This is a genomic window from Lachnospira multipara LB2003, from assembly GCF_000702205.1.
In the GTDB taxonomy this organism is placed as follows: Bacteria; Bacillota; Clostridia; order Lachnospirales; family Lachnospiraceae; genus Lachnospira; species Lachnospira multipara_A.
This window is the reverse complement of the sequence record NZ_JNKW01000008.1, coordinates 1-13,087: the sequence shown is the minus strand read 5'-3', so window position 1 is coordinate 13,087 and position 13,087 is coordinate 1. Positions and strand designations below refer to the sequence as shown.

Here is a 13,087-nt window from a genome sequence, read left to right as displayed (position 1 = left end):
TGCCTATGTCATAATATTGATAAAGTGATTAGGGAGGCAAGATTTATGAAAATCGCAGTGGTGAACCCATCTTTTGATGAAAAAATACGAGCACAGATTGAAGCTGTTGCTAAAGAAATAAATTATGAAATAAATTTTTATAAAAATGAGACAGAGGCCAGTGGTCATCTTTCCAATGCGGATATAGTTTTTGGATATATTCCAAGTATTGTGTCAGAATGCAAGCAAATGTCTTGGCTTGCGCTACCCTTTGCAGGGGTTGAAGTCTTTTTAAAGCCTGGAGTTTTAAGGGATGACGTGATTTTAACTAATTCTTCAGGTGCATATGGTCTTATTATTTCAGAACATATAGTTATGGTGCTTCTTATGCTTTTAAGAAAAGAAGCAGGCTTTGTAAAGGGTCAACTTGAGCATGTTTGGGAGACTCCAGTTTGGCAAAGAACAATTAAGGATAGTAGAATTGTAATTCTTGGAACAGGGGATATTGGTGGAAATACAGCTAAAAGACTTAAAGCCTTTGAGCCAAGTAAAATTATTGGTATTAATAGATCAGGTAAAATAAATACAAAATTTGCTAGTTACTTTGATGAGATTGAAACTATAGAAAGATTAGATTCTGTCTTAGAAGCAGGGGATATTGTAATTATGTGTATGCCAGCTACTAAGGAGACTAATAATCTAGTAGGACAAAAAGAATTAGAAAAAATCGGACATGATGGAATAGTTATTAATGTTGGCAGAGGTCAGGCAGTTGATGAAAAAGCATTAGTTGAAATGCTTGAAAAAGGCGAGATTTACGGTGCTGCTCTTGATGTTTTTTCACAGGAACCAATAGAGAAAAATTCTAAATTATGGGATATGGCTAATTTAATAATTACACCGCATATTGCGGGAAAATTAACAAATGAGTATACTATAGAAGTATGTGTTAATATATTTCTGGATAATTTAAGAAGATGGTCTAGAAATGAGGAATTAACACATGTTGTGGACAGAATAAAGGAGTATTAAGATGTTTACAAGACCAGATGAGACATATAATAATATAAGAAAAAGATCCCTAGAACAGTGGCTATCAGAAATGGAACAGCATAGTGACGTAGCTGTTAGGGGTGGCGTAAAATTAACAAGAGAGTACGTAGAACATTTAGAAAATGAGATACTAAGATTAAAACAGGAATGCAAATTAAAGGATGAGTATCTAAAGAAAATGTCAAAAAGATAGGATTAAGAGGAGAAAATGGTAGTATTATTAATTTTACTTATTGTTACAGTTATTGTTTTTGTAGGGGGATTTGTTAGAGAACAACTACTTTCTAGAAAAACTGAAAAAAGATATGGAACTAGAACTGACAATAGCATAAATGAGAAGAAATTTAAAAATAAAAAGTTTGTAAGCCCAATTCTTACATGTGATTATTGTGGATCATTGGTGAATACAGCTAAAGAGAGCAAATGCCCTAATTGTGGCGCAAGTTATGAGTTTGATGAAGAATGGATTCATCGATATGAGAATGAATTCAATTATGTAGATGATACAGCTAACAAAGGGGTACATAAGTTTGATACATATGGAAGTGCTAATAATCAAAAAACTAATGGTTCAATTCCTAAGAGATTAGCTATAATAACATTTGTTGTATTGGGAATATTTGCTCTTATGGGATTATTTGATAAATATGTTCCTAGAATGGATAATAAATTCAATGAAGATAGCAAATTAAACGAAGCATCTTACGAGAATTATGAATTGGTTGATTATCAAATTGAAGGTGACGGTGTATTAATAGATAGTGATGATATTAAGCTTACTATAAAAAACATCTATAAGGATAGTAGATCATATTCAAACAGTAATTTATTTAAAGTTGAATTTGAAGTGGTTAATAATTCTGATAAGGATGTTAAAGTTGTTGCAAAATCCACATGCATTAACGATTATAGCGATGATTCCTTTTTTATTTATTTCAATGAGAATGTTAGAAAAAATAAGACGGTTACATTCTATGAAAGAGTATATGATGTAAGTAAAAGTGAAATTAAAAATATGATTTTTAGTAGCATTTATGTAGATGATATGGATAGCGAGTCGATTTATGATTCTGATGAAGCTATTGAGATAAGCACTACATCAACTATTAATACAGACTATGATTTTACAGGTAAGGCATTGATTTATTCTAATGAATATGTGGATATTTATAGTACTTACAACAAGGCTGAAGATAATAATAAATATATAAATTATGATGATGATGGATTTAAGTTCTTAATTCATAATAAAACGGATTACGACTTTGAAGTTAATGATAATGATTTAAAAATAAATAATAAAACACTATCATCAACATATGGACTTTATGACGAGTTTTTACCAAGGAATACTGTTTTTGAAACTGGTGGAGTATATTCTTATGATGAGGAATTTACGGACATTAAGAATAAAGACATTTATTTCTCATTTAAATTTGACTGCTTAAATGATCCAAGTAAGAGTTTCCAGACAGAATATTTGAATTTGCATGAGTTATATTGGCAGTAAGGCACTCCCTATGGAAATTTGACACTTTTTAAGAACTATCCAAATGAAACACTGAGCTCACATGATTTCATGTGAGCTTTTTAATATATAGGTCTAAAAAGAAAATCTTCTATGATTGTGTATATCGGAACATTTTAGCTGGAAGAAGCTGTTTAATATTACACATTCTAATGGTATAATAATATTACAATAAATGTACCTAGGAGGTTAATATGGCAATTATATTATGTCCTAATTGTGGAAAAGAAATTTCAGATAAAGCGTCAAAATGTGTACATTGTGGTTTTGAGTTAAATAATCATGTAGTTTTATGTAAAGAATGCGGAAAATACATAAGTAACACAGAAAAAGAATGTCCATATTGTGGATGTCCTGTAGAATTTTTAGATGATACAAAGAAACCGGATGCACAAAAGGTTGAATTAACTAAGGTAAGCGTTAAATTTCATTTAAATAAAAAATTACTTTTTTCTGTTATAGGTACGGTTGTTGTAATTGCAGTTGTTCTGATTTGCTTAAAGATAAATGATAATATTGTAAAGCAAAAAAGAGAACAAGAATCAATAGAAGAAGCATCAAGGGTAAGTGAAGAATATAGAATAAATGCAAGAAATATAATGTATGACATGATTAGCGTTGCTGCAGATGCTGAATCTTGCGGATCATTAGTTGGAAAAGTATGGAATAATAGTATTTGGAGTACGAGTGATACGGAAACTGATCAATATACAAAGAATAGTTATGGACAGTTTTATGATGATTTTAATAATGCATTAGTTGATTTATATACAACGAAAAGTTTTGAAACGAAGATAGATAATTTAAGTAAGAAACAGTCTGAAATTACGACGGATATGAAACTGTTAGCAAATCCACCGGAGGAATGGAAAGATGCATATAATCAAATAGAAGATTTCTATGATGATTGGTATTCTTTTGTATCTATGGTTGTAAATCCATCAGGTTCATATACAAGTTTTGTTTCTAAATATAACGAATTAGATTCGGGGTTACTTGATAAATACAATAAGATTATAAATAAATATGACCTAGGATTTTAGCCAAATGCATAGGAAATATATTAATTATTTACGGAATTCACATTGTTTTTATTGCTTTAAAGTGATAAACTTTTATAATATAACATCCCTAAGAAATAATAATTGTAGTAAATGTAAAAAATTTAGGGATTTGTGACGACTATTGTTGTCACAGAATGGAGGAAGAGATGAATTTTAATGACGTGAATTTCGATACTTATTTCAAGAACTATCCAAATGAAGAGGGATATTTTGGACCTTATGGTGGTTCTTACATTCCAGATGAACTTCAGGCTGCTATGAATGAAATTACAGAGAGCTATTTTACAATCTGTAAGTCTAGAAAGTTTATTAATGAATTACGTCGTATTCGTAAGGAATTTCAGGGTAGACCTACACCAATTTCTCATCTTGAGAGATTATCAAGTAAGATTGGTAATGTTCAGCTTTATGCTAAGAGAGAGGATCTAAATCATACTGGTGCCCATAAGCTTAATCACTGTATGGGTGAGGCTTTACTTGCAAAATATATGGGAAAATCTAAGATTATCGCTGAAACAGGCGCAGGCCAGCATGGTGTTGCTCTTGCTACAGCTGCAGCTTATTTTGGCTTAAAATGCGATATTTACATGGGTGCTGTTGATATTAAGAAACAGGCTCCTAATGTGGCTAGAATGAAGATTCTTGGTGCTAATGTGATTTCTGTTACAGATGGTCTTCAGACTTTAAAGGAGGCTGTAGATGCTGCATTTGCAGCATATGCAAGAGAATATAAGGACGCAATTTATTGTATCGGTTCTTGCGTTGGCCCACATCCATTCCCAATGATGGTTCGTGATTTTCAGAGTATCGTTGGTATTGAAGCTAGAGAGCAGTTTGTTGAAATGACAGGAGAACTTCCAGATGCAGTAGTAGCCTGTGTTGGTGGTGGTTCTAACTCAATGGGTATGTTCTCAGGATTCTTAAATTATCCTGTGGATATTTATGGTGTTGAACCTCTTGGTCGTGGTCCAAAGCTTGGGGATCACGCAGCTAGCTTAACTTATGGAACTGAGGGCATTATGCATGGCTTTAATTCTATTATGTTAAAGGATGAAAATGGAGAACCTGCTCCAGTTTACTCAATTGCCAGCGGACTTGATTATCCATCTTCAGGTCCAGAGCACGCTTTCCTTCGTGATTTAGGCCGTGTTAAGTATGATGTTGTAGATGATGAAGAGACTATTGATGCATTCTATACACTTTCAAGACTTGAGGGCATTATCCCTGCCATTGAAAGTTCCCATGCAGTTGCATATGCAATAAAGCTTGCTAAGAAGATGGGTAAGGGTTCAATTCTTATTAACCTTTCAGGTCGTGGTGATAAGGATATGGATTATATTATTGAAAAATACGGAATTCGTGATGTAGAATATTAAAGTAACGCCCCTTAAGATTATACTTAAGGGGCGTTTTTACAGTTTATTTTCCAAGCTACGTTTTCCATAGCTTGGTTTTTATGCAACTTTTTTATTTATCTTGAAACTTCATTTCCAGCTTTTGCAAATGCAAGTTTGTTTACTTCTTCAACAGTTACTAAGTTAAAGTCACCAGATACTGTGTGCTTTAAGCAACTTGCTGCATTTGAGAATTCAACTGCTTTCTGAGTATCATATTCATTGATAAAGCTATAGATAATACCAGCACAATAAGCATCACCTGCACCGATATAATCAAGGATATTCATAAAGTATTCTTTACTATAGTAAGCTGTACCATCTTTATAAATCATTGACTGAAGCTTGAATGTTGTAATTGTTTTTTCTTCTCTCCATACAGAAGCTACGCACTTAAAGTTAGGGAACATCTTAGTAAGTTCTTCAGCGATATATGCGTTCTTTTCTTTATCCCCTGCCTTGCTTGGATCCATTGAGAAGATACCGATAGCATCATCCTCGTTAGCAATACAAACATCAACATACTTGCAAACTTCAGACATAACTTTGCAAGCCTCTTCACTAGTCCATAACTTGCTTCTGTAATTTAAATCACAGCTAACTGTAAGACCAAGTTCCTTAGCCTTTTTACAAGCTGTAATAGTAATCTTAGCCATTTCTTCTGAAATTGCAGGTGTGATTCCTGAAAAATGGAACCAAGTTGCACCATCAAAAATTTTATCCCAATTAAAATCGCTTTCTTTTGCAAGAGCGAATGCGGAACCAGCACGGTTATATATTACGTTTGTTGGTCTCTGGGATGTTTTCTTTTCGAGGAAATAGATACCTATTTGATCGCCACCTCTAACGATAGAGTCAATACCGACACCATATTGACGAAGAGAGTTAACGGCACTTTGACCGATTGGGTGATTTGGGAGCTTTGTAACGTAGTCTACATCAACTCCGAAATTAGCTAATGAAACAGCTGTGTTAGCTTCTCCACCGCCATAAACTGCTTCATAAGAGTGAGCTTGTGTAAAACGCTCATTGTTTTCAGGTGAAAGTCTCATCATGAGTTCACCAAAAGTGATAATTTTTTCCTTTTTCATATTTAGTAATCTCCTTAAACAAAGTCTAATAAATTTTTTATTAAACAACGGTACTAATTGTAGCATAGTAAAATCAATAATGCTATAATCAAAAACAAAGCTTTTTGGCTAAAATAGTGCATTTAGCTGGATAAAAAAATAACAAATATGGTAAAATTAGGAGAGAAAATGATACGAGAAACAACCTTAGAAGAAATCTCTGATGGAAAGCTATATGAAAGCAATGATTTAGTTAAAGCAGAGACTAATAATTGCAGTGGATGTAGGGCTTTATGCTGTAAGAATATGGACAAAAGCATTGTACTAGATCCAAGGGATATTTTTGAGCTTACTATTGGCAGGTTTTTTGATGAGAATAAAGAGCAGATAGGAGAGACTATATCTTTTAATGACTTAGTGGATTCTAAAAAGATTGCTTTAAATATTGTTGATGGCGTTATTCTTCCTAATATTACAATGGACAATGAAACAAAGTCCTGTCAGTTTCTAGATGAATTTGACAGATGCAGTGTACATAAGAATAGACCGGGAATTTGTAGAATGTTTCCACTTGGTAGAGCATGGATGGGACCGGATAATTTTAAGTATATTTTGCAGACTAATCAGTGTCATAAAGAGGGATTAACAAAAGTTAAAGTTAAGAAGTGGCTTGGAATTAGTGAACTTGAAGAGTATGAGAAATTTAGCTGCTTGTGGCACAAGTACTTAACAGATGTAAGAACTAATTTAAGTGGATTAGATGATAATAACAGACATATTTTTAATATGTATAACCTAAAGACCTTTTATACTACTTGCTACAAAGCTAAGAATTTAACTGGTTTTTACAGAGAGTTTTCTATGAGACTTAAAAAAGCTTATAAAGAGTTAAACTTAGCTGATATCTAAGTGATTTTGGGAGGAAGAATGAAGACAGATATTTTTACCATTGGAGGAGTAACAATCCATGGCTATGGCCTAATGATTGCTATAGGCTTTATTTTAGCTATTTTTGTGGCGGAATTTAGAGCTAAGAAATATAAATTAAGAGATGAGTCCGTTATTGATATTGCTTTAATTGCAGGAATTGGCGGATTTTTAGGAGCTAAACTTTTATATGTAATTGTAGAATTTAAGACCTTTTTAGAGGCACCCCTTGAGGTTTTAGGTTCTTCAGGTTTTGTGGTTTATGGCGGAATTATATTTGGTGTATTATTTAATATAATTTATTGTAAGATAAAAAAGCTAAACTTTGGGGAATATTTTGACCTTGTTATGCCTGAAATTGCCTTAGCACAGGGATTTGGCAGACTTGGATGTTTTCTTGCAGGATGTTGCTATGGAGAGGTAACAACTAGTAGATTTGGTGTGGTTTTCCCAGAAAGTTCTGGTTTTGCCCCTGCAGGTGTCAGACTTGTCCCAACTCAGTTAATGAGTGCCTGTGGAGATTTTTTAAATATGGCATTATTAATGTTTATTGCATATAAGTTTGGCTATACAGCTTGGAAAAATCTTAAAAATAAAGACAGTAACAAAAAACATTTTCTTGCTGGAGATGTGGGACTTATTTATTTTATTACATATGGAGTAGGTAGATTTATAATTGAATTTTTTAGAGGAGATGTTAGAGGTAGTATTGGAGTCTTATCAACATCTCAGTTTATATCAGTAATTGCAGTAGTTTTAGGAGTGGTTCTTTTAGTTATTAATCATAAATTTGTGGGGGAATTTTATGAAAAAAAGGAAAAAGAAGCGTTATAAACTAAGAAAAAGCGTAAGAAAAGCGGCTTTGATAATTGGCATTCCGTTAGTAGTTGTGATCCTTACTTTATTTGCAGATAGTATTAAGAGGGGATTGGAAAAGAAGGGTATTAAGATTGCTATTTTTGATGTGCCAAGTATAGCGGCTGATAGAGCAACTGTAGAAGAAGACAGCGAAAATTATAGTTTTTTTGATACGACAGCTACAAAGGCACCAACTATGGTTAGTGTTGAACTAGGTAATAATGGTGTCGATGATTTAGAAGAGGGCAGTTTAGTTACTAGTAAGGATGGACAAAGGGCATATGCACTAATTTACTGTTGGATAAGAACAGCAGGTAATGACAGAGCTAGTAAAGCTAGTGAACTTTATTATGGTGATGAAGTTATTATAAAGGAGGTTGGTGAGCGTTACACTAAAGTAGAGACAGACACAAAAGAAGGATATGTAAGAAACGATTATCTTTCAAGCACTAAGCCAACTTGGGTTGGTAACTTATATAATAACCATAAAATTCATACAACATTTGGTGCGGTTGCTTCTGATAAATATGTTATTAAGGGATTTCCTCTTCTATCACAGAAAGTGGATTTGCCATCAGGATGTGAAATTTCATCTCTTGCCATGGTTTTAAATTATCATGGTGTGGACATTAATAAGGATAAGCTTGTGGATTGCCTTGAAACAGGTGATTATGGCGATAATATTTTTACAAAATTTATTGGAAATGTTAGAGAAGACCATAGCTTTGGATGTATGGCAGAGGCCATATGTAATGCGGCAGATGAATATTTGGAACTTTCAGGAAATACTAATTTAAAGGTTGGCAATATTTCAGGAACAGATGTTGATGGATTATTAGCTTTGGTAGCGGCAGGATACCCGGTTATTGTATGGGGAACTGAGGATATGAAATCAGTAGGTGATCATTCACAGATATGGAATTATGAGGGCGTACCAATGGGATTTATAAAAGGTGAACATTGTCTTGTCCTAATTGGTTTTGATAGAGAAAATGACAGGGTGATTATGGCAGATCCTTTAAAGGATAATTACGTAGAATATTCACTGACTGCCTTTAAATTAAGATATAGGGCACAATTTTCTCAAGCAGTGTTAATTTACTAAATATTAAGGAGAAAGTATGAATAGAATTGTAAAGGCATTATTGCCATACTGGAAGTCAATAATAATTATTATTGCACTTTTAGGACTTCAGGCATATTGCGATCTTGGATTACCACAATATACATCTAATATTATTGATGTGGGTATTATTAATGGTGGTGTAAGTCATGTTTTACCTGACGAGATTACAAAGGAAGATTATGATTTTGCATCGTTTTTTATGAATGATGAAGAAAGAGATATCTGGCAGGAAAGTTATGACTTTAATGCAGATTCTAATAACTATTGTCTTAATGTTAAGGACAGTAAAAAACTTGATGAACTAGATGATAAGATGTCTTTTATAGCAGTGATCATTAATTCTGTTAAGGACAAAATGGAAAATAGTGATTCTACTAGCTCTAATGCAGCTAGTCAGGCGCTACAAAGTCCAGAAGCTATGCAGCAAATGGTTACCGGTATTCGAAGCGAATTTCAAAAAACTTACGATACAATGGGTTCTAAATTAGTTAAATCAAGTGCTATTAATTTTTCTAAAAACTCCATGAAAAGAGCTGGTCTTGATATGGAAAAATACCAGACATCATACCTTTTAATTGCAGGTCTTAAGATGATTGGAATGGCTCTTATTATTGCTGTTACAACAATTCTTGTAGGTTTATTTGCTTCAAGGGTAGGTGCTGGAATTGGTAGAGATTTAAGACGCCAGTTATACACTAACGTTATGAGTTTTTCTAATGCTGAGATGGATAAATTCTCAACAGCATCCCTTATTACAAGAACAACTAACGATGTTCAGCAAATTCAGATGGTTTCAGTACTTATGTTAAGAATGATTCTATATGCTCCAATTCTTGGTATTGGTGGCGTTATTAGAGTTTATAACACAGGTGCAGGAATGGGCTGGGTTATTGGACTTGCAATAGTTGTAATTATGGCTTTTGTAGGCTTACTTATGGCAATTGCAATGCCTAAGTTTAAGGCTATGCAAAAACTTGTGGATAGGGTAAATCTTGTTTCAAGAGAAATCTTAACTGGTATTTCAGTAATTAGAGCTTTCGGTAGAGAGACTCACGAAGAGGAAAGATTTGATGAGGCTAATAAAGACCTTACAAAAACAACTCTTTTTACTAATAGAACTATGACTTTTATGATGCCTGTAATGACTGTTTTAATGAATGGTTTATCGGTGCTTATTATCTGGGTTTCAGCTAATAAGATTGACCAGGGTGTTATGCAAGTCGGTACAATGACTGCATTCCTTACATATGCAATACAGATTGTAATGTCATTCCTTATGTTAAGTGCACTTTCAATTATGCTTCCAAGAGCTATTGTTGCAGCTGACAGAATTGATGAGGTATTACTTACAAAATCAAGCATTCAGGAAAGTAAAGAAACTAAGAATATTGAGAAAAAATCGGGCTTGGTTAAGTTTGAACATGTGGATTTTATGTATCCTAATGCTAAGGCTAATGTCTTATCCGATATTGATTTTGAGGCAAGACCTGGTCAGACAACTGCAATTATTGGTAGCACAGGTTGTGGTAAATCAACTCTTGTAAATCTTATTCCTCGTCTATATGACGTAACAAAAGGTAAGATTACAATAGATGGTGTGGATATTAAAGACCTTAAACTTGAGGATTTAAGAAATCTAATTGGTATAGTTCCTCAAAAGGGTGTGCTTTTCTCAGGTGATATTGAATCTAATATTAAATTTGGTAGAGATAATGCAAGCATGGAAGATGTTATTAATGCCGCAAGTATTGCCCAGGCCACTGAATTTATTGATAAGAAAAGTGACGGATATAAAAGTAGCATAGCACAGGGTGGTTCTAACGTATCTGGTGGACAAAAACAGAGACTTTCAATTGCTAGAGCCATTGCTAAAAAGCCACTTATTTATATATTTGATGATAGTTTTTCTGCTCTTGATTTAAAGACAGATGCAAAGGTTAGATCTGAACTTAAGAAAAATGTGGGGGATTCTACAGTTATTATTGTTGCACAAAGAATTAGTACTATCCTTCACGCAGACCAAATTCTTGTTATGGATGACGGTGTAATTGTGGGAAAGGGAACACATGAAGAGCTTTTAAAATCATGTGAAACTTACAGACAAATAGCAAGTTCACAGTTATCCAGTGAAGAACTTGAGGGAGGTGATAAAAATGGCAGAGAATAATAGACCAAGAAGGGGTCCAGGAAGAGGCATGGTACCAGGTGAAAAACCAAAGGATTTAAAGGACTCTATTGGCAAGTTGATGTCTTATATATCACGTTTTAAATTTGCCATTTTTATTGTTATGGTAATGGCTGCCATTTCAACGGTCTTTTCAGTTTTTGGACCTAAGATTTTAGGTAGAGCTACAACAGTTTTATCAGAAGGACTTGTAAATAAGATTTCTGGTGTTGGTGGAATTGATTTTGAAAAAATCGCAAAGATTCTTCTTTTTACATTAGGTCTATATGTATTAAGTGCAGTATTTAGCTTAATTCAGGGCTTTATAATGACTGGAATTACTCAAAAGGTAAGTTATCAGTTAAGAAAAGAGATTTCTTTAAAAATAAATAGAATGCCAATGAAGTATTTCGAGACAAGAACTTACGGTGAAATCTTATCAAGAATTACTAATGATGTAGATACTTTAAGCCAGGGCTTAAACCAGAGTATTACTCAGATTATAACTAGTGTTGCCACATTAATAGGTGTACTTGTTATGATGCTAAGTATTTCTGTTCACATGACTTTAATTGCAATAATTATTTTACCTATTTCCATGGGACTTATTTCTTTTGTAATCAAGAAATCCCAGAAGTTTTTTAAGGTTCAACAGGAATACCTAGGTAAGATAAACGGTACAATTGAGGAAACTTACGGTGGACATTTAGTAGTTAAGGCATTTAACAAGGAAAATGACTTCGTTAGAGACTTTAATGAAACTAATGATGTGCTATATAATTCAGCTTGGAAATCGCAGTTTTTCTCAGGAATGATGATGCCTATAATGCAGTTTGTAGGTAATTTAGGCTATGCTGCAGTGGCACTTCTTGGAGGACTACTTGCAATAAAGGGTAGGATTTCAATTGGTGATATACAGGCCTTTATTCAATATGTTAAAAACTTCACTCAGCCAATACAGCAAATCGCTCAGGTTATAAATCAGGTACAGTCAATGGCTGCAGCCTCTGAAAGAGTATTTGAATTTTTAGATGAGGAAGAGGAAGAGCAGGAAGTTCCAAATCCTGTATCTGCTAAGAATATTAAAGGTTATGTGGATTTCGAACATATTAAATTTGGATACAATAAAGACCAGACAATTATTAAGGACTTTAGTGCTAAGGTAAAACCTGGACAAAAGGTAGCTATAGTTGGTCCAACGGGTGCAGGTAAAACAACTATGGTTAAGCTTCTTATGAGATTTTACGATGTTGATAGTGGTAGCATAAAAATCGATGGTCACGATATTAGAGATTTTAATAGACGTGAATTAAGAGATGCCTTTGGTATGGTATTACAGGATACATGGGCTTATAAGGCAAGTATAATGGAAAATATCAGATATGGACGTCTTGATGCTACAGATGAAGAAGTTATAGCAGCCGCTAAAGCCGCCCATGCACATCATTTTATTGAAACCCTTCCAGGCGGATATGATATGGAATTAAATGAAGATGCAAGTAATGTTTCTCAGGGACAAAAGCAGCTTCTTACAATTGCAAGAGCAATTCTTGCAGATAATCCAATTCTAATCTTAGATGAAGCAACATCATCAGTAGATACAAGAACAGAAATTAGAATTCAAAAGGCAATGGATAATCTCATGAAGGGAAGAACAAGTTTTGTAATTGCCCATAGATTATCAACAATTAAAGATGCAGATATGATTCTAGTTATGAAAGATGGCGATATTATAGAGCAAGGAACCCATGACGAATTATTAGAAAGAAAAGGCTTCTATGCCGACCTGTATAATTCACAGTTTGAACGCAGCTAACAAAAACACGAATGTGTTTTTGTTAATCATAGAATAGCTTGCTATTCTATGATACGATGCGAAAGCATCGGCTGCGTTCGTGAGCAAGAAGCGAAGCGGATTGCGAAT

General features: G+C 33.7%; 11 protein-coding genes. 10 read left to right on the top strand and 1 reads right to left on the bottom strand.

What is annotated here, in order from left to right; all coding sequences use genetic code 11:
• Positions 1-45 precede the first annotated feature (45 nt).
• The 5 genes from T537_RS0106205 to trpB all read left to right on the top strand — a co-directional run bounded on the left by T537_RS0106205 (position 46) and on the right by trpB (position 5,000).
• Positions 46-1,011: a D-2-hydroxyacid dehydrogenase gene (locus T537_RS0106205; protein ID WP_031556725.1), complete on the top strand. Its 966-nt coding sequence runs from the start codon at positions 46-48 to the stop codon at positions 1,009-1,011.
• Between the two features lies 1 nt (position 1,012).
• Complete coding sequence (locus tag T537_RS0106200; RefSeq protein ID WP_027438529.1) at positions 1,013-1,225, top strand: hypothetical protein; 213 nt, start codon at positions 1,013-1,015, stop codon at positions 1,223-1,225.
• A gap of 15 nt (positions 1,226-1,240) precedes the next feature.
• Positions 1,241-2,542, top strand: coding sequence for a hypothetical protein (locus tag T537_RS0106195; protein WP_031556724.1), 1,302 nt, complete (start codon positions 1,241-1,243; stop codon positions 2,540-2,542).
• 212 nt (positions 2,543-2,754) lie between these two features.
• Positions 2,755-3,603, top strand: a complete 849-nt coding sequence (locus T537_RS0106190; RefSeq protein ID WP_031556723.1) for a zinc ribbon domain-containing protein — start codon at positions 2,755-2,757, stop codon at positions 3,601-3,603.
• Positions 3,604-3,770: 167 nt separating this feature from the next.
• Positions 3,771-5,000, top strand: a complete 1,230-nt coding sequence (trpB, locus tag T537_RS0106185) for a tryptophan synthase subunit beta (RefSeq protein ID WP_330372594.1) — start codon at positions 3,771-3,773, stop codon at positions 4,998-5,000.
• Between the two features lie 95 nt (positions 5,001-5,095).
• Here the strand turns inward: trpB and T537_RS0106180 are convergent, their stop codons facing one another.
• Positions 5,096-6,109, bottom strand: a complete 1,014-nt coding sequence (locus T537_RS0106180) for a sugar kinase (protein WP_027438532.1) — start codon at positions 6,107-6,109, stop codon at positions 5,096-5,098.
• Between the two features lie 168 nt (positions 6,110-6,277).
• On the opposite strand from T537_RS0106180, the gene T537_RS0106175 reads away from it, so the two are divergent.
• The 5 genes from T537_RS0106175 to T537_RS0106155 are packed head-to-tail and all read left to right on the top strand — an operon-like array spanning position 6,278 to position 12,979.
• Complete coding sequence (locus T537_RS0106175; RefSeq protein WP_031556721.1) at positions 6,278-6,997, top strand: YkgJ family cysteine cluster protein; 720 nt, start codon at positions 6,278-6,280, stop codon at positions 6,995-6,997.
• 18 nt (positions 6,998-7,015) lie between these two features.
• Positions 7,016-7,849 (top strand): prolipoprotein diacylglyceryl transferase, encoded by an 834-nt coding sequence (locus T537_RS0106170; RefSeq protein ID WP_031556720.1) that lies wholly within the window; start codon positions 7,016-7,018, stop codon positions 7,847-7,849.
• Positions 7,821-8,978 carry a C39 family peptidase gene (locus T537_RS0106165; protein ID WP_031556719.1) on the top strand — a complete coding sequence of 386 codons (1,158 nt, stop codon included), beginning with the start codon at positions 7,821-7,823 and terminating at the stop codon, positions 8,976-8,978. The genes T537_RS0106170 and T537_RS0106165 overlap by 29 nt, the downstream gene beginning before the upstream one ends.
• 16 nt (positions 8,979-8,994) lie before the next feature.
• Positions 8,995-11,166, top strand: a complete 2,172-nt coding sequence (locus T537_RS0106160; RefSeq protein WP_031556718.1) for an ABC transporter ATP-binding protein — start codon at positions 8,995-8,997, stop codon at positions 11,164-11,166.
• The gene (locus T537_RS0106155) at positions 11,153-12,979 is read left to right on the top strand and encodes an ABC transporter ATP-binding protein (RefSeq protein WP_031556717.1); all 1,827 of its coding nucleotides are present in this window, start codon (positions 11,153-11,155) and stop codon (positions 12,977-12,979) included. The genes T537_RS0106160 and T537_RS0106155 overlap by 14 nt, the downstream gene beginning before the upstream one ends.
• Positions 12,980-13,087 lie beyond the last annotated feature (108 nt).

Coding starts and splice junctions, on each gene's coding strand:
- trpB (WP_330372594.1), top strand. CDS start 3,771: ATGAATTTTAATGACGTGAATTTCGATACTTATTTCAAGAACTATCCA.
- T537_RS0106160 (WP_031556718.1), top strand. CDS start 8,995: ATGAATAGAATTGTAAAGGCATTATTGCCATACTGGAAGTCAATAATA.
- T537_RS0106170 (WP_031556720.1), top strand. CDS start 7,016: ATGAAGACAGATATTTTTACCATTGGAGGAGTAACAATCCATGGCTAT.
- T537_RS0106190 (WP_031556723.1), top strand. CDS start 2,755: ATGGCAATTATATTATGTCCTAATTGTGGAAAAGAAATTTCAGATAAA.
- T537_RS0106175 (WP_031556721.1), top strand. CDS start 6,278: ATGATACGAGAAACAACCTTAGAAGAAATCTCTGATGGAAAGCTATAT.
- T537_RS0106205 (WP_031556725.1), top strand. CDS start 46: ATGAAAATCGCAGTGGTGAACCCATCTTTTGATGAAAAAATACGAGCA.
- T537_RS0106195 (WP_031556724.1), top strand. CDS start 1,241: ATGGTAGTATTATTAATTTTACTTATTGTTACAGTTATTGTTTTTGTA.
- T537_RS0106200 (WP_027438529.1), top strand. CDS start 1,013: ATGTTTACAAGACCAGATGAGACATATAATAATATAAGAAAAAGATCC.
- T537_RS0106155 (WP_031556717.1), top strand. CDS start 11,153: ATGGCAGAGAATAATAGACCAAGAAGGGGTCCAGGAAGAGGCATGGTA.
- T537_RS0106180 (WP_027438532.1), bottom strand. CDS start 6,109: ATGAAAAAGGAAAAAATTATCACTTTTGGTGAACTCATGATGAGACTT.
- T537_RS0106165 (WP_031556719.1), top strand. CDS start 7,821: ATGAAAAAAAGGAAAAAGAAGCGTTATAAACTAAGAAAAAGCGTAAGA.